General features: G+C 40.6%; 12 protein-coding genes. 8 read left to right on the top strand and 4 right to left on the bottom strand.

The window, feature by feature from the left end; genetic code table 11:
• Positions 1-78 precede the first annotated feature (78 nt).
• The gene (locus HYG89_RS01955; RefSeq protein ID WP_178865824.1) at positions 79-2,895 is read left to right on the top strand and encodes a pitrilysin family protein; all 2,817 of its coding nucleotides are present in this window, start codon (positions 79-81) and stop codon (positions 2,893-2,895) included.
• Between the two features lie 96 nt (positions 2,896-2,991).
• Here the strand turns inward: HYG89_RS01955 and HYG89_RS01950 are convergent, their stop codons facing one another.
• Both HYG89_RS01950 and HYG89_RS01945 read right to left on the bottom strand, forming a co-directional pair.
• On the bottom strand, positions 2,992-4,056 hold the full coding sequence (locus tag HYG89_RS01950) for an amidohydrolase (protein WP_096901876.1): 1,065 nt from the start codon (positions 4,054-4,056) through the stop codon (positions 2,992-2,994).
• A 141-nt stretch (positions 4,057-4,197) separates the two neighbouring features.
• On the bottom strand, positions 4,198-4,599 hold the full coding sequence (locus HYG89_RS01945; RefSeq protein WP_004973007.1) for a DUF3144 domain-containing protein: 402 nt from the start codon (positions 4,597-4,599) through the stop codon (positions 4,198-4,200).
• 108 nt (positions 4,600-4,707) lie between these two features.
• Between HYG89_RS01945 and HYG89_RS01940 the strand changes: the two genes are divergently transcribed.
• Positions 4,708-5,340: a hypothetical protein gene (locus tag HYG89_RS01940; protein WP_178318945.1), complete on the top strand. Its 633-nt coding sequence runs from the start codon at positions 4,708-4,710 to the stop codon at positions 5,338-5,340.
• 105 nt (positions 5,341-5,445) lie between these two features.
• On the opposite strand, the gene HYG89_RS01935 is transcribed toward HYG89_RS01940, so the two are convergent.
• Complete coding sequence (locus HYG89_RS01935) at positions 5,446-6,912, bottom strand: CHAD domain-containing protein (protein WP_178865823.1); 1,467 nt, start codon at positions 6,910-6,912, stop codon at positions 5,446-5,448.
• A gap of 204 nt (positions 6,913-7,116) precedes the next feature.
• Positions 7,117-8,583, bottom strand: a complete 1,467-nt coding sequence (locus tag HYG89_RS01930; protein ID WP_178865821.1) for a CYTH domain-containing protein — start codon at positions 8,581-8,583, stop codon at positions 7,117-7,119.
• A 509-nt stretch (positions 8,584-9,092) separates the two neighbouring features.
• Between HYG89_RS01930 and HYG89_RS01925 the strand changes: the two genes are divergently transcribed.
• The 6 genes from HYG89_RS01925 (at position 9,093) to HYG89_RS01900 (ending at position 17,423) form a co-directional block, all read left to right on the top strand.
• On the top strand, positions 9,093-9,476 hold the full coding sequence (locus HYG89_RS01925) for a DUF962 domain-containing protein (protein WP_178865819.1): 384 nt from the start codon (positions 9,093-9,095) through the stop codon (positions 9,474-9,476).
• Between the two features lie 642 nt (positions 9,477-10,118).
• Positions 10,119-10,739: a thiamine phosphate synthase gene (gene thiE, locus HYG89_RS01920; protein WP_096900945.1), complete on the top strand. Its 621-nt coding sequence runs from the start codon at positions 10,119-10,121 to the stop codon at positions 10,737-10,739.
• Positions 10,740-10,785: 46 nt separating this feature from the next.
• Entirely contained in the window at positions 10,786-12,087 is a 1,302-nt protein-coding gene (gene hemL / locus HYG89_RS01915; RefSeq protein ID WP_004973021.1) for a glutamate-1-semialdehyde 2,1-aminomutase, read from the top strand.
• 444 nt (positions 12,088-12,531) lie between these two features.
• Positions 12,532-13,218, top strand: coding sequence for an RluA family pseudouridine synthase (locus HYG89_RS01910; protein ID WP_228291851.1), 687 nt, complete (start codon positions 12,532-12,534; stop codon positions 13,216-13,218).
• 146 nt (positions 13,219-13,364) lie between these two features.
• Positions 13,365-16,202, top strand: a complete 2,838-nt coding sequence (gene rapA / locus HYG89_RS01905) for an RNA polymerase-associated protein RapA (RefSeq protein WP_178865815.1) — start codon at positions 13,365-13,367, stop codon at positions 16,200-16,202.
• 411 nt (positions 16,203-16,613) lie between these two features.
• On the top strand, positions 16,614-17,423 hold the full coding sequence (locus HYG89_RS01900; protein WP_104852176.1) for an alpha/beta fold hydrolase: 810 nt from the start codon (positions 16,614-16,616) through the stop codon (positions 17,421-17,423).
• The last annotated feature ends 30 nt before the right edge of the window (positions 17,424-17,453 follow it).

The following is a 17,453-nucleotide window of genomic DNA, read 5'->3' as shown; positions in this document are numbered from 1 at the left end:
TGGGTTTAATTGCAGCTTGTTATGCTGTTTGCGCTCAAGTTGAAAATTGTCATATTTCATGGCAAATCAAAAAATAGAATGAAATCAATCGGGAAAAAGAAGTTGCTACGTTTTAAAACCCTCACTTTATCTTTATGTGTACTGGCATTCAATAGTGTGGTTTTCGCGCAGCCAGTTTTAGTAAAATCTCAGCAAGAAATACAAGAATATCAACTTGATAATGGCTTAAAAGTCATTTTGGCACCCAATCAGAAAGAAAATAAAGTCTTTATGAATATGGTGTATTTAACGGGTTCATTGAATGATCCACAAGGCAAAGGTGGTTTGGCACACTTGTTGGAACATTTGGCATTTAAAGGTACAGAAAACGTACCTGCCGAGGAGTTTCAGCGCCGTTTAGATCAATATAGTTTAATGCACAATGCCAGCACCGACTATTACTCCACTAAATACACCAACATCATTCGTCCTGAAACTCGCGCCGTCAATGAGATGATTTATCTTGAAGCGGAACGCATGGATAAATTGGTCATGCAGGAAAAATATGTGCCTGCCGAAATTGCGATTGTAAAGCGTGAACGCGAAGTGCGTATGGATCAACCGTTTTCAGTCTTGTTAGATCAGGTGTGGAAATCGGCCTATGGCAATCAGTATTTCGGACGCTTACCAATTGGCGATTTAAATGAACTGCAATCCATTAAAATGCAGGAATTGAACCAGTTTTATCGGACTTGGTATGCGCCGAATAATGCTGTTTTGGTTATGACCGGTAAGTTTGATCAGACCGCAGTGTTAAAGCAAATTGATCAGCATTTTAGTCCAATTGCAGCACGTCAAATTCCAAAGCAGGTACAAGTTCCGTTATTGGACAGCAATAAAATTCAGCCACGCAATTTTGTCGTACAAAAGGGCAGTCAGCTGGCCAAATTTAATCTGTATTTAAATGGCAAGGATGAAAAGTTAAAAACTGCTTTGGTGTTGTCGCCTTATTTACATACCTTACAGCCGAGCGGACATTTATACCAAAATCTTGTGGAAACAGGTACAAGCACCATGGTGCAATCTAGCACATGGCTAGATCAAGATTTTAATTTAGTGCTGATGGGGGCATTGTATGCGCCAAATCACGACGCTAAACAAGTACAAGCTGGCTTGAATAAGAGCATCGAACAGGCCAAGAATTTTGATGCAGCAGAATTACAGCGGGTTAAAAATCTGATTCAAAATCAATCAGATAGTGTTATGAGTGATGCAGTGGCTTTAGGTGGTCGCTTGAGTGATTATGCGGTGGCTTATCAGGGTGATTGGACGCAGTATTGGCGTGATTTAAACAATATTCAACAGTTAAATGCAGATGAACTAAATCAGCGTTTAAAACAGTTCTTCACTGCACAGCATCGGGTCATTGGCGATATTCAGCCCACACCTGAAGATCAAAAACAGGCACTCACAGCAAAAAATAATCTAAATACAGCAAAAATTTTAGATCAGCAAGATACACCTGTTACACCTTTGAAAGATGTGAAAAGTTATCAGCAAGAAGTGACAGACTATGTGCAAAAATCCAAACAGTCTTTGATTAAAAATGAAAAAAAGATTCAGCGTGGCAGCTTAAAAAATGGTGCCAAGTATGCATTATTTCCAACTGCAACTCGTGATGATAAAACCTATGCCACCATTTCGGTAAATTTTGGTACGGCACAATCTTTATTTAAGCAAGGTGAAATTTTAGATTTAACCGCGTATTTGTTGCTGCGTGCATCTCAAGAGCATAGTTTGCAAGACATCGCCGATCAGTCAATTGCTGCAGGTGGTTCGGCTTTTGCACAAGCCGATGCTAATGCGATTCATATTCAAATTGTGGCAAAAAATGAAAAGTTTAATGCGTTTTTTAATTTTGTTTTAGATGTCATGCAAAACCCAAGTTTTGAGCAAAGTCAGTTTGATTTAATTCGTTCTCAAAGTTTATCTAGTTTAGAACGACCTTATACCGAGCCTGAAACTGTAGCAGCTTTGACTATGGCGCGTTTAATTGAAATTTATCCGCAGGGCGATTTACGCTATCACTTCGAGCCTGAATTTGCGAAGCAACAACTGCAAACTGCAACCCAAGCGCAGGTGCAGCAGTTATATCGTCAATTTTTTGCCATGAATCATGCACAGATTGCCATTACAGGTGAGTTTGATCCGAAACAAATCAAAAAAACTTTAACCCAGCGTTTAGGACAATCACGCAATACGGAAGCATATCAACGCTTAGATTCAGCCTATACGGCATATCCTGCGAAAAAGTTGCATGTATTGGCAGAACAGCGCGAATTTGGCAGTTATCAAAGTTTATTGACCTTACCTTTGGGTGTGAATCATCCTGACACACCTGCCATGATGGTGCTGAGTTATATTTTGGGTGAATCGCAATTGTCTTCACGTTTGGCACAAGAACTACGTGAAAAAAATGCATTGGTTTATGGTTTTAGTAGTGGTTTGAGTTTAAGTGAATTTGAACAATCGGGTGCGCTCAGTATTTCTGCGCAATACAGTGCAGGCAAGTCGGCTCAAGTGTCACAGGCGGTGCATAAAGTGTTGCAGGATTTGCGCCGTGATGGTGTCAGCTTGCAAGAAGTTGAAGCTGCAAAAGCCGATATTTTGAAAAAACGTGTGACTGCCTTAGAAGATGAACGCAGTATCCACCGTATGTTGGTACCGCAATTAGAACAAGGTCGTGATTTACGTTACCGTGAGCGACGTGATCAAGCGTTAGCAAAACTCAGCAAAGCCGATGTAGATGCTGTGATTCAGAAATATTTACGCTTAGAACATTTGCTTGAAGTAGCCGCCGATCAATATGGTCAAGCCAATGTTGAGGTGCTGCCGTTAAAGCCGCAGTCTAAATAAAGATTCAATTTAATTTTGAGCAGATACAAAAAACGCATCCATTTCGATGCGTTTTTTGTCTTCAAGTTTGCTATCTATGCTCAATTGGCTAAAGCTTTATAAACGATAAAACTGTTTGGCATTATGATGAAACACTTGCTGCAAAGCATTTGGATGATAGGCCGCAACAATATCACTAGTCGCATCAATTAAATTGACCAAAGACGTGCTCACTCGATCCATTGGAAAATTGGAAGCAAACATCAACCGATATATTCCAAAGCTTTGTAAGGCATGCTGAATCAGTGGTGCAGTTAAATCTATAATTTCCTGTTTTGAGGCTTCACGTTTTTGCAAGTGAAATTGATGTCCTAAAACAGGCATAAATAACCCTGAAATTTTGCTGTAAACATTTGGACAGTGTGCCAACTCGGCAATATCTTCTTGCCAACGAAACAGAATGTTTTCCCGTGCTGTTTTGGTCACGCCTGTATGTGTGCCAACTTGCCCGAACAGCCCTGCAGGTGTGCCTAAATGGTCAAGTACAATAGAAGTTTCTGGAAATTGTTTAGCCAGCGCCAAGACATCGCCCAATTGGGTCGAATACGTCCATGCATCAAAACTTAAATTATATTGCGCTAAAGCTTCAAAACCTTTTAGAAACTTTTTGTTCCGATATAAATGTGGTTCGTCTGCCCAAGAGAAAATCCCGTGATCTTCATGCACGGCTGCCATTTTACGAATTCCACGGAAGTTTGGAGAGGCTTTGTGATGTAATTTTAGAATTTTCTTAAAATTAGAATCGCGCGGGTCTGCAGTGGCGACAATCGCGCCCAAAGCCAAACCATTATTTTTAAAATCCAGACTTTCTATAAATTCGGTTTCACCAACTACACCTTTGCCTTTATGGTTGTGCCAATTGGCTTCAATATGCACAACTTTTTCAGCCGTATAAAAACCTAAGTCGCGGGCATAATGCTCAGGTAAATAGGGCGATGTGACGTGCTCGGTGCGTCCCAAAGTTTCAATGAGTGTTTTCGGTTTTATCAGGCGGATGGTTTTATCTAGCAAATTGGGATGCTTGCCCAAAAGCTTAACAGCAAGTCGTGCGCTGTGTGGCGTGTTATACGGATCCCACTGATGAATATGTGCATCAATGAGTGCAAATCCTAGATTCTGCATAATGATCCTGTTTTTATGACGCTATTATTTCACTATTCAAAGCCATCATGTTACAAAAGGGAAGGGTTATTTATCGAAATCTACAAGTTTGAAAATTAGCCGCAATAAAAAAGCCCCGTAGGGCTTTGTTTATATGCAAAATTAATGATCGTGCGAGTGGTCGTGATCATGTTTATGGGTATGAAATTCTTCGTTGTGACGGAAGCGTAAGTAGTTTTCAAACTGCTCGCAATATTCGTCATAATTATCTTCAAGCATCATTTGAAATTGCTGCAAGATATATGACATAACTTGGTCTTTGGCATCGCGCATTTCATTGCCATCTTTAAAATTATTGGCTGCCACCCAAGTATTAAAACGTGCAGTAGCAAATAACATGGCAGCACTCACCTGACCACGAATTTCGGCAGGTTTTACTGTGGAGCCTTTTTCAAAATGACAGAAGCCATTGGCCTGTTTAATAAATTCATCGGCACGTTCAAAAAAAGCCGCATTTAATGCTTCTTCTTCGGTTACATCGGTTGCTTCAATCTTTTGAACCATGAATTTTTCCTAAGCTAAAAATCTGAATGTTTCATTATAGGCAAAGCCTTGCAGAAACAAAACCTTTGCCTTAAGCTAAAAATAGCCTAAGCAAAATTGGAGTGGTTGATGCAAGATGCGATTGCGGTACAAAGTTTAAAAAGCGACATTGCTTTATTACGTCAAAATATTTGGCCACCCGTGCAACTTGCCCATGTTGAAGGCTTGCCGATTTATTATGGAACACGCGCAGAAGTAGCAGAATACTATAAACAATGGACAGGGTTGATTGAACGTGCACAGGATTTATTTCAGCCTTTTATGCAAGATGCAGTCATTGATGCGGTGCATTTACCCAGTCATTTGAACTTGCCCTTATTTTATTTTCATGTCGATCGGATTCGAGTGAATAAAACCCGCGCCAAAGAATCGAAAACTTTTCGGGGGATTGCCAGCCTGATCGAAAAATGTGGGCAATTTGAACCGCAGGAAATTCAGCTCATGCAGCGTTGGTTAGACAGTGATGACAATGCAGCACTGGTGGCACATCGTGAGTTTATTGATTTGCGTACTTATGTGTTTCAGCATGGGCAAAGTGACTACACGCGCACCCGTTTTTATGTGAATGGTATTGTGTTAAGTGTTGAACCGCATTTTGAACTGGTCGATGCGCGCGATAAGCCACGTAAGCAGCGCAGTGACAGCTATCAAGACCCTTTAGCGGATAACCAAACATGGAAAGTGTTTGGTAAATATCGTTAAGCTTTTAGAAAGTGTGCAATATTAAGATTAAATATAAAAAAGCTCAAAATGAAATGCATCTCTGTTGAGCTTAAAGGTGATCATTGATTGATGATCAAACTTCAACTACGACCAAAAAGGCTGACTTTCAGCAAACTGCTGTAAATCCTGTTCAATCTGTATGGAAATATGACGTTCTTCCGACACAATCCAACCCAATACAAACCATGTTTTCGGTTCAGTTTGAGCATGGCTTTCATATAGACCTTGTGCCACCATTAAATCATTAAAATGCCCTAAAGTTTCCTGTAATGGTTTTAGGGTTTTTAAATACGTTTTGACGTCATCTTCTGCAAATAAACTACTCACAAACTCCACGGTATAGCGTAAACGTTTTACACGCTTACGCGTGCGGTGTTTAGATTCCACATCCAAGGTTTGGAAATGACCTGTATCATCACAAATTTGTTGATGCATTTTCTGCAAGCGTTTACGTAATACTTTTTTGAATGGTTTTGATTCTGCATCTGCAATCGCAGCCGAATGTGCAAAACTCATAAGTTGTAACAGTAATAAGGTTGTGGTCGGTGAGCGGAAAATTGCATCAATCGCAATGTTTTCAGATGCTGCAGGTGGTAGTTCGGTAATAGGTGAGCCTGCATTTTCAAGTTGCGGAATCAGACTTTCGCGCAAAGCATCTTGATCGCGGGTCGAACCTAACTGCTGAAAAAGTGTCGCCAATTGACTTTCCCAATTGTTATTTGCCAACGCATCATATTCAGCAAAAATTTTTAAGGCACTGCGTAAACGTCGAATGGCAACACGCGCTTGATGCACATGCCCACTGGCATAATCTTGACTGGCAATCGCAGTTGCATTTGGCAGCAAGTGTGCCAAACAATTCTGGGTAATTTGCGCCAACAACTCATGCATATTTTCGGGGTGTTGCAATTGCAAGGTACTTTGCTGCTGTACAGGAATCATGGTTTCATTGTTATACAGCATATTGCCACGCTGCGATTTAGTGCGTGTGTCGAGCCATAAATGATATTTTTTAATCCACGGCTGAATATAGGCAATTAAGTCTGCAATTTCACCTTGTTTCAGTTCAAACTCAACTTCGTAAATTTCAACCGAATTTTTGCTTTGGCGGATTTCACCTAAATCAAAAGCAACTTCAATTTGGCTGTTTTTATAATGTGCCAATTGGCTGTAGCGTAAAACATCGGTTTCAAACTGCAGGGTTAAATCTACCTCTGAACCGTCTAAGGCTTTTTTTAAAATCTTTCGTGCTTGTTTATGATTTTCATAACATGCCAAATCACACAATTCAGGCGCATCATGTCCTAATTCATGTTCAAGCTCAAAGCGTTCATAATGTTGTGGACTAGGCGCTTTTAAAGTTTGTTTCCAAATATCGCCCTCTAAACGCTGACGCAGGGCAATGCGTTGCTTGGCTAAGTGCTGTTCAGGACTATCATAATATTTAGCCCATAAGCGTTGTTGTTGAACCAGTTTGTTCTTTTTAAATGCTTTTTCAAATGCCGCACGATAGTTGTGTGGAATTTGAAATTTTAATTCTATTTCACACATCGGGAATGCCCTCGATGAAACAAGATAAGTTCTCTTTACTATAGTGTAAATCTATAAATGAACAAGGGGAGAATTGTGAACAAAAGCTTGAAAAATAAAATAATTTGTATTCAGTTTTTAACACAAAGCAGCCGAATGAATATTCACAAGGCTGCCGTTGTATTGCAGTATTTTTAGCGTGTGCTTTGAGGATGTTAAGGATACTTATTTTAAGAATTTACGGCTCACCATAAATTGTTCTGTCGCTTCCAATAAACGCTGTGCATACACTTCCTGTTTTGCAGTGAGCCAACCTAAAACAAACCAGTCGCTCGCTTCCAATTCAGTTTGTTGAATGTATGCTGCAGAAGATGCCAACACTTGATATTCCTGTGCTGCAAGCTGTGCATCATTCAAAGCTTTACTATATTTCTGCAAATTTTTGACATCATAAATATGCGTCAAAATGGGGAAGCTGAATTTTAGCTCCTGAATACGCAAAGCCAGTTGATCTAAACTTTCAAAATCGTGAATATCACTGTGCTGTAATTGTTCATGTAACTGCTTATATTGCTGTTGCAATGTGTTTTGTGCGGCAGTTTTTAAGTCTAAACCCGAGTCAGCGCTCACATCTAAACTAAACATCAATAATTCTAAATAGTGATGCACGTTTTGCGTTGACCGGACTAAATTGACCAATTTTTCTTGGGCGTATAAGGTATCTTTTTTTAGATTTTCTGCAGTCGTCGGGTTTTGTAAAAACGCGCCGAGTGTGGCTTGCATGTGTTCTAAATGCTTCAAGTGATCAAAATGTTGTTTAAATGCTGCAATTTGCATGGCCCATTTGTCGCCTAAATGCTTAGACCAATCTTTAAATAAGGACAGCGTTAGTTGTAAATGCTGCAAAGCAAGCTGCGCCTGATCAATATGGTTTTGCTCGGCAACTTGTGCAGAAATTGCGGCAATATTAGGCAATAAATGCTGTAATTGTTGTGCAATTAACAGGCGTAAATTTTGGTCTGCATGGTCTTTTTTACTGAATTGAAATTCTTTGCTCTGAGCCGCAGGGCTGACTTTTTGCTGCACAGAAAGCAAATGTCCAATTTCTGCTTTATTGCGCACATCCAGCCATAAATGAAATTTTTTCACCCATTCAAAACTAAAAGCCAGCAATTGCTGAATTGAACCTTGTTTCAGTTCAAACTCAACTTCATGTACTTCAACTTCAGCATCTGCACAACGAATGTGACCAACATCTAAACTGATTTCAATGTCAGTATCTTCAACGGTCATTAGTCGTGAGGTACGTTGAATATCGGTTTCAAATTGTAGTTGCAACTGATCCCAATTTTGTCCCAAAGCTTGATTTAGCAATTGTTGTGCTTCGGGAATACTTTGATAAATTTGCAGATCAAGTTGTGGTGGAGTATCTGGATTTTCAGTTGGCGCAAGTGGATGGTTATGTTCAAAACTATGAAAATGACTTTGACCTGCCGCTTTTAAAGTTTGTACCCATTGCTCACCTTCTAAACGCAGTCTTAACGCCATGCCATGATGCGCCAAGCTGTGCGTAGATGTATCAAAATAGCGTGCTTTTAATGGAATTTGAGTCGATTTTTTCGGGTCTAAAGTTTTGAGTAGTGCAGTACGACGTGCGACTGGAATTTGAAATTTTAATTCAACTTCGACCATGAAAAATATCCTGAACGTAAAGTATGTTGCGCCAAAGCAGCGGCAAGCAAATTGGTATTATGAATGTGTGAAAATTGCAGAACGAAGGTTTTGCAAAAGTGCGTTTGATTGTAACCAAAATATGCCAAGAAGTAAGGCTTGACCTTGGCTTTTTTAGGGTCTGTTGGCATTTCCTAAATGGCTTGCGCTGTAGGCTAAAACTGAGCAGATCAGGCATGAAACGTAGGGTATAGCGAGACTATTGCCAAGTTTCATAACGCAATCTGAGAAAGTTTTAGCCACAGCCTTTCAGGACAAGCATATTTTTTGCTGCTATTGCGTTATGAGTCAGTTATTTAGAACGACTAAATTTCCTGTCTCATGCCTTATATCAGCTGAAAAATATGCGTTGTCGCAAACATAGACGAAGTGTCAACAGACCCTTGAGTTTGGTTTTTTTTTGGCTTAGTTTAAAGTGTCGTTGAGCGTAGCAAAAATAATTCAAATCTATAAACATCAGGATGATGAACATGAACGCAGCATCAAAGCCCGAATTTGAGCCGACACCAGACCCCAAGTTTGAATCGCCAATTCAGGACTATTCAACATTTTACCGTTTTTATTTAACTGAACACCGCAACATCATGAGTCGTCGTTTGCACGTTGTTGGCAGCAGTATCGGTTTATATTGTGTGAGCAAAGCCATACGCCAGAAAAAAGCCAAATATGTACTCTATGGTTTGCTAGCAGGCTATGCCTGTGCATGGGTCGGGCACTTTGTTTTTGAAAAAAATAAACCTGCCAGTTTTAAACAGCCTGTGTATAGTTTTATTTCAGACTGGCGGATGTTTGCAGATGTTTTACGTGGTCATTTAAGTTTGCAAGATCGTGCTAAAGATAAAATTCCAAGTTGAATTGAGTGTTTAGTTATACCGTTTAGGCAAAAACTAGACGATATGTGATTATTTTCATAAAAAATGTACAAATAAAATTAATTTTTTGTTGAAATGATAGAGTGAATATTCTAATAATGTGTCATCAAATTTATTGATAAAAGTTTGTGACTTTCCAAGCCTAGAGTGACCTTTCTCTAGGCTTTTTTTATGTGAAAAATTATATTCAGAATGGTGTTAAATCAGAAATCATTCATCTTTAAGCAAGGATATAGAGCAAGCAGGTTACTGATAGAGCGGCATGAAAAAATATAGACACATGATCATTTGTCGCATCCCCACATGCGCTCTGGCACAAATGATCATGTGTCTAAATGGGCGACCTAAATATGTCGTTATTCGCTGTAGTCACCCGTATGGATTTTAAAATCCATATCTTATTGAACTGGTTGCAGTTCTTGTTTTGCGCAGTTCAATTAAAGCTAAATCTATCTTTTAGCGCTATCACTAGAATTTGGTATTTTTAAGTTTTTGACTCAATAAAACCCAAACAAAATAGAAGCTTATAGAGCCTATATAAAAAAACTTGTTGAGCCTGAGGTTCTGACGCATGCCGCCTGAATGTGTAATAATACAGACCTTGTATTATTTGTGGCTGAGATTATGCGCGGTTTATATTTGATTACCAATGATGATCCTATCGAACTGCTTTTGGCAAAATTAGAAGGGGCGATGGCAACTTATGAAGTCGCGGTGTTGCAATATCGCCGTAAAAATGTGCCTCAAGCTCAGCAGGCATACGAAATTGAATATATGAAATCGATGTGTGATCAATACAAAGTGCCATTTGTGATTAATGATGATCTTGAAACTGCAGTGAAATATGGTGTTGGCGTACATTTGGGTCAAGAAGATGGCTCTATTGTTGAAGCGGTTGCACGTTTACCACAAGATGTATTGATTGGTCGCAGTTGTAATAACTCGATTGAATTGGCAGAGCAAGCCATTGCCGATGGTGCAAACTACGTGGCTTTTGGTGCAGTCTATGCAACTGAAACTAAACCTGAGGCAAGTACACTTACATTAGACACGCTCACACTGGCGAAGCAACAACTCAATGTGCCAATTTGCGCGATTGGTGGTTTAACTGTTGAAAACAGTCAGCCTGTCATTGAAGCAGGTGCCGATTTATGTGCAGTGATTAGTGATATATTAAGACGTCCGATGCATACTGTTGCACAGCGTGTTTATGATTGGTCTGCACTTTTCAAAGCAGACACTTAAAGCAGACAGCTAATTTTTTATTTTATTTTTTGAGTTGAGTGCCTCCATGAGCTTATCTCCAAAGCAAGAACAATTGTTTAAACAAGCCAATAAGCATATTCCAGGTGGGGTCAATTCACCTGTACGCGCATTTAACGGGGTAGGCGGAACCCCTGTATTTATTGAAAAAGCCAAAGGTGCTTATTTGTACGATGTCGATGGCAAACGCTATGTTGACTATGTAGGTTCTTGGGGGCCAATGATTTTAGGCCATGCCCATCCTGCTATTATTCAGGCAGTGCAGGCTGCTGCTGAAGATGGTTTGAGTTTTGGTGCGCCAACGGTGCATGAAACGACTTTGGCCGATATTATTTGCGAAATCATGCCTTCAATTGAATTGGTTCGCATGACCAACTCAGGTACAGAAGCCACCATGACTGCAATTCGTTTGGCGCGTGGTTATACAGGTCGCGACAAAATCGTCAAATTTGAAGGTTGCTATCATGGACACTCAGATTCGCTGTTGGTCAAAGCAGGCTCAGGACTTTTAACCAGTGGTGAAGGTGAAGCAACTTCTGCGGGTGTTCCTGCCGATTTTGCCAAACACACGTTGACTTTGCCCTATAACGATATCGCCACTTTAAAAGAATGTTTTGCAAAGTTTGGTGCTGAAATTGCGGGGGTGATTGTTGAACCTGTTGCGGGCAACATGAACTTGGTTAAACCGATTGATGGTTTCTTGCAAGCGATTCGTGATGTCTGTGATGAACACGGTGCAGTTTTTATCATTGATGAAGTGATGACTGGTTTCCGTGTTAGCTTGGGCGGTGCTCAGGCACATTATAATGTTAAACCAGACTTGACCACACTCGGTAAAATTATTGGTGCAGGCTTACCAGTAGGTGCATTTGGTGGTAAACGCGAAATCATGGAGTGTATTGCACCATTAGGTAAAGTGTATCAAGCAGGTACTTTGTCGGGTAACCCATTAGCGATGCGTGCAGGCATTGAAATGTTTAAACATTTACGTGCCGAAGGTTTTTATGAAAACTTAACTGCGCAATTGGAAAAATTATTGGCAGGCTTACAAGCTGCGGCAGATGAAGCAGGTATCCCATTCAAGACGCAACAAGTCGGTGCGATGTTTGGTTTGTATTTTACTGACCAAGATGACATCACCAGTTTTGATTCTATGCTGAAATGCGATGTCGATGCTTTCCGTAAATTTTTCCACGGAATGTTGCAACGTGGTGTGAACTTGGCACCATCTGCTTTTGAGGCGGGCTTTATTTCATCTGCGCATAGTGATGAAGATATTGCCTACACCATTCAAGCTGCAAAAGAAACATTTGCGGAAATGAAGGCGTAATTTGACCTCTGCTTAACACTGTTCTAAAAGGCATAGATATCTCCAAAATATCTATGCTTTAGGTTAAATTGAAGAGCATGCTCTTCAATTTAACATCTCTGGCCTGGATCAGCGTCTTGTTAAACACTAAAATAGCCTGGTCAAACTAAATATGAATCCTATTACTTCATTTGCTCCAGCCAACAAAGATATAGCTTCAGAACGGCTTTGTTGTGCAACTATCTCGCACTATGATTTCATTGTATTTTTCTATCCAAATTTAAAACCTTTAAAACAGTATCTAAAAAAATATTTATGCAGCAAAGCCTCCTGCATGCTATAAAACCCACATTTCTAAAAGCGGACTGATTTAAAATTCAGCGTATTACTTGTTTCAGCCAAGCAAATCGGGAAATTCATCTGGTATTCGCAAATTTTGCATTGTAATTTTGTGTCAGGCTTTTTATTATTGCCGCCTTATTTTCACGATCAAGCCTGGAATTGAAATTGAGTAATTTTCTAAGCGAACACCTGATTCATCGTGACGATGAGTTTATGGTAATCCATAAACCTGCTGGCATACTCACCGTTCCAGGTAAAACAGCAGATTTGCAAGACTGTGTGATCACTCGTCTGGTTACAATTGAACCACGTACTTTGCTGATTCATCGTTTAGATCGTGATACTTCGGGTATTTTGGTATTCGCACTCACAAAATGGGCGCAAAAACAAATTTCGCGTCAGTTTCAAGAACGCCAAACCGACAAAACCTATCAGGCATTGGTGGCAGGGCAATTGCAAGGTGAAGGCACTGTAGATGTGCCAGTGGTCTACGATCCTGCACATCCACCATTACACATTGCCGATGCAACCCATAACAAACCTGCGTTAACGCATTGGCGCGCATTAGAACAGTTTGAATTGCAAGGGCAAATCTTGACTCGTGTGCAATTGACGCCTATCACAGGTCGATCGCATCAATTGCGAGTGCATATGAAATATTTAGGTCATCCAATTATTGGTGATACTTTGTATGCCACGCCCGAACAGCAACAACTCATGCCTCGGTTGTGTTTACATGCAGCAGAATTGAGTTTTCTACATCCACAAACTGAGCAACGTGTACAGTTTGTTTGCCCAGTCCCATTTTAAGCGAAAAAGATTACGCAAAGCCTGTGCTTTAGGCTCTCTTTTTAGTGCGCTTTATGTCAAAATATATTGCTATACGCCCTGAATTTTTGCTCAAATACTCAGCAGGTTTTGCGCAAAAATTTATACGTCCTAACTTCTAAATAAAGGTGGAAAAATTGCAGCAGTTTGCTATTGGTCAACGTTGGTTATCAGACACAGAAACGGAATTAGGACTTGGTGTTCTGATTGATGTAGATGAGCGATCGGTCAGCATTTTATTCCCTAAAAGTGATGAAACCCGTGTCTATGCACGCAATAACGCACCTTTATCGCGTATCATTTTTAATGTAAATGATGAAGTTCAAGACCAAGAAGGCAATGTGTGGACGGTTGAATCGGTCGAAGACCGCCATGGCGTATTGCGTTATAACGTGGTGCGTCGTTTGCAAGATGGCAGTGAAGAAAAGAAATCACTGAATGAAACCCGTATTGGTGCAAGTATCCAACTTTCAAAACCCTTAGACCGCTTGCTTGCCAGCCAAATTGACTATAAAGAATGGTACGACTTGCGTATTGAAGCCTTGTTGATGCAAGCCAATATGCAAAGTAGCCCACTGCGCGGCTTGGTGGGTTCGCGTGTAGGTTTGATTCCACATCAACTTTATATTGCACATGAAGTCGGTAAGCGTTTTGCGCCACGTGTCTTATTGGCAGATGAAGTTGGTTTAGGTAAAACCATTGAAGCAGGTTTGATCATCCATCAGCAACTCAAAACAGGACGTGCGGAACGTATCCTGATTTTGGTACCTGATTCGCTGCAATATCAGTGGATGATTGAAATGCGTCGCCGTTTCAATCTGCAATTCTCTTTGTTTGATTTAACCCGTACGGCATCTATTAAAGAACACGATCCTGACCTGAATCCATTCTTGACCGAACAATGCATCATTGCTTCAGTCGATTTAATGATTGACCACGATGACTTACGCGAACAAGCCCTAGAAGCAGGTTTTGATTTGCTGGTGGTCGATGAAGCGCATCACTTAATGTGGAGCGAAGAAGAAGGTGGTAATGACCGTTATGATCTGGTCGAAGAATTAGCCGAACAAACCGCAGGGGTGTTATTGCTTACAGCAACGCCTGAGCAACTGGGTGTAGAAAGCCATTTTGCGCGTTTACGTTTACTCGATCCGCAGCGTTTTAGTTCACTAGACCGTTTCTTGGATGAAGAAGCGCAATATCAACATACGGCAAAAATTGCCGAAGTCTTAATGTCAGATGCCGCATTGGAAGAAAGCCATTTGGTTGCACTGGAAGGCTTGTTGGGACATCGCATTGAAGATAACCCAGAGCAGCGTTTCCGTGCCATCCACGAATTATTAGACCGTCATGGTACAGGGCGTATTTTGTTCCGTAATACCCGTGAAGCAATTCAAGGTTTCCCAGGTCGTGATTGTCAGCCTGCGCCGTTACCTGCACCAGAAAACTGGTCTAAAGATGGTAAGCTGCGTGAACAAATGTGGCCAGAAGAAGCGCAGCTTGATGGCGGTTGGATGGAAACTGACCCGCGCGTAATGTGGTTAATGGAGCGTTTACGTAGCGATTTAAAACACAAAAAAGTGCTTTTAATTGCGCGTAGCGGCCCTGTGGTAGAAGCCCTTGAAAATGCGCTGCGCCTACATGCAGGTATTCGTACCGCAATGTTCCATGAAGGCATGAGCTTGTTGGAACGTGACCAAGCGGCAGCATATTTCGCAGAAGATTCTTATGGTGCACAAATTTTATTGTGTTCAGAAATTGGTTCTGAAGGACGTAATTTCCAGTTTGCATCCGACTTGATTTTATTTGACTTGCCTGCCAATCCAGATGTGTTAGAACAACGTATTGGTCGTTTAGACCGTATTGGTCAAGAAAACCGTATTCAAATTCATGTGCCGTATTTGGTGGGTACTGCGCAAGAACGCATGTTCCGTTGGTATAACGAAGCTCTCAATATTTTCAGCAATATTTCACCCACTGCACAAACCTTGCAGGAAAACTTTATTGTCGATTTAAAAGACTGCTTATTGGCAGATTTAGGACAACAATTTGAAGATTTGCTGGAAGCAGTCAGCGTGCAGCGCGAAGCTTTGGAAGCTGAATTACAAGCTGGACGAGATCGTTTGTTGGAATACAACTCATGCCGTCCTGTGGTTGCACAAGAAATTGTACAGGCGCTTGAAGAATATGATGACAATACCACGTTGCCAATGTTTATGAAGCGCTTTATGGCATCGACCAATATTGACTTCGATGAACAAAGCAATGGCACGGTGATTATTAAACCAACTGATCAAATGCAGGTTCAAGGTTTGACCTTAGACGAAGAAGGCATGACCGCGACGTTCTATCGTGATCAGGCGCAAATTCGTGAAGATGCGCAATACTTGACCCTAGAGCATCCATTCACAGAAAGCGTGATGGAAATGATTAATACGCAAGGCTTTGGCAGCACCAATGTTGCGGTATTAAAATCTGCCGCTTTGCCACAAGGTTCAGTGTTACTGGAAGTTTGGTTTAAGGTGGATGTCATTGCACCGAAAGCGCTGAACTTACCGTCGAGCTTGCCACAGCAACTCATTCGTGTCTTATTGAGCGAAAAAGGGCAGGATTTATCGCAAAAAATTGCCCCTGAAATTTTAAAACCTTATTTACATCATTTAGATGGCAACAGTTGTCGTCAAGTGGTGAAAGCACGCCGTGACGCGATTGAAGCGCGTTATACACAGGCTTTGGAGTTGGCTAAAGCTGCATTGCCTGAATTTAAGCAACAAGCTAAAGATGTATATAGCAAAAAATGGCAATATGAAATTGACCGTTTAAGCTATTTGAAGCAATTTAACCCAAGTATTCGTGATGATGAAATTACACGTTTACAGAAATTGCAAAAAGAAGGTGTTGCATTATTAGATGGTTTGTCGGTCACGCCTGAAGCAATTCAGGTGATGGTGGTGGTAAAGCCATAAAGAGTGCATTCAATACAGGTGTCTAGACGGTGTATTTGTATTGAGTCGGTTTTAATCAATCACTTTTTTAAATATTTGGCATCTTCTAAATTGCACGTTTTAAGTTGGGCATTGCGCCTCATTTTTACGGAGCAGTTTAGCGGGTGCTTTTTTAATATCGCAATAAAAATTTTGTGCGAGATTTTTCACATCACAGACTTAAACAAAGTAGCAACCAGTGCTTATGTGTCATTAAAATGACTCATAATTCATCTTTTTCAGCATTCCGGTCATTTGCAAAACCCAGTGGTATGCGTAGTTTAAAGGCTGTTGATCTTTTATCTATGATTGATGTGCCAAGTGTTGAATCTGTAAGCGCGTACGCATAGATCAAGTCACAGACCCGATATTCTTCTTTTAAGCGTATTTTAAATGACTAAAGCTGCAATTCATTTTACCCATGCCAATGGTATTCCTTCTGCCAGTTATCAAAAGTTTTTTCAATGTTTTGAAGCAGATTATCATTTAAAGGCAATTCCACTGATTGGTATGCAAGCAGAATTTCCTGTGACCTATAAGTGGACCTATTTGATTCATCAAGTGATTCAGGACATTGAGCAGCAGTTTCCAAAGCAACAAGTGATTGGTTTAGGGCATTCTTTTGGTTCATTATTAACCCTGATGTGTGCCTATCAGCGTCCAGATTTATTTTCTCAATTGATTATTATGGATCCACCTTTTGTGATTGGATCGAAGTCGGCATTATTTGAAATTTTACAAAAATTTAAACTGAAATATGTAGATCAACTCACACCTGCCGCCGTGACCATGAAGCGTCGAGATCATTGGGCTAGCCATGCAGAAGCCTATCAAGCTTTGCGGCATAACCGTTTATTTAAAAAATTTGATGCACAATGTTTTGAAGATTATTTTGCCAGCGGCATACAAGTCGATGCACAAAGAGGTGGTGTGACTTTAACAATTCCAAAACGGGTAGAAGCTGAAATTTTTAGAACCGTACCTGCATGGTGGTGGCGCACACCACGCAAAGCCCCAGATGTACCTGTGCATTTAATTACAGCAAGGCATAGCCCATTTTATTTGCAAGGTTTACCGCAAGGCATGCAAAAAACTTATGGAATTGAGTTTAGTGTGGTCGAGGGAGGACACATGTTTCCTTTGGAAAATCCTGAAACCACGGCAACACATGTGCAGCAATTAATTCAAAAACAACACGCTTAACAGCGAAGTCTAGCAATTAAATGCTCAAAC

The sequence above is a fragment of the Acinetobacter sp. SwsAc5 genome, from assembly GCF_013391485.1.
In the GTDB taxonomy this organism is placed as follows: Bacteria; Pseudomonadota; Gammaproteobacteria; order Pseudomonadales; family Moraxellaceae; genus Acinetobacter; species Acinetobacter towneri.
This window is presented reverse-complemented; position numbering and strand designations above follow the sequence as displayed.

What these genes read in the sequence shown, in the direction of transcription:
- HYG89_RS01955 (WP_178865824.1), top strand. Translation starts at nt 79, where the DNA reads ATGAAATCAATCGGGAAAAAGAAGTTGCTACGTTTTAAAACCCTCACT.
- HYG89_RS01950 (WP_096901876.1), bottom strand. Translation starts at nt 4,056, where the DNA reads ATGCAGAATCTAGGATTTGCACTCATTGATGCACATATTCATCAGTGG.
- HYG89_RS01945 (WP_004973007.1), bottom strand. Translation starts at nt 4,599, where the DNA reads ATGGTTCAAAAGATTGAAGCAACCGATGTAACCGAAGAAGAAGCATTA.
- HYG89_RS01940 (WP_178318945.1), top strand. Translation starts at nt 4,708, where the DNA reads ATGCAAGATGCGATTGCGGTACAAAGTTTAAAAAGCGACATTGCTTTA.
- HYG89_RS01935 (WP_178865823.1), bottom strand. Translation starts at nt 6,912, where the DNA reads ATGTGTGAAATAGAATTAAAATTTCAAATTCCACACAACTATCGTGCG.
- HYG89_RS01930 (WP_178865821.1), bottom strand. Translation starts at nt 8,583, where the DNA reads ATGGTCGAAGTTGAATTAAAATTTCAAATTCCAGTCGCACGTCGTACT.
- HYG89_RS01925 (WP_178865819.1), top strand. Translation starts at nt 9,093, where the DNA reads ATGAACGCAGCATCAAAGCCCGAATTTGAGCCGACACCAGACCCCAAG.
- thiE (WP_096900945.1), top strand. Translation starts at nt 10,119, where the DNA reads ATGCGCGGTTTATATTTGATTACCAATGATGATCCTATCGAACTGCTT.
- hemL (WP_004973021.1), top strand. Translation starts at nt 10,786, where the DNA reads ATGAGCTTATCTCCAAAGCAAGAACAATTGTTTAAACAAGCCAATAAG.
- HYG89_RS01900 (WP_104852176.1), top strand. Translation starts at nt 16,614, where the DNA reads ATGACTAAAGCTGCAATTCATTTTACCCATGCCAATGGTATTCCTTCT.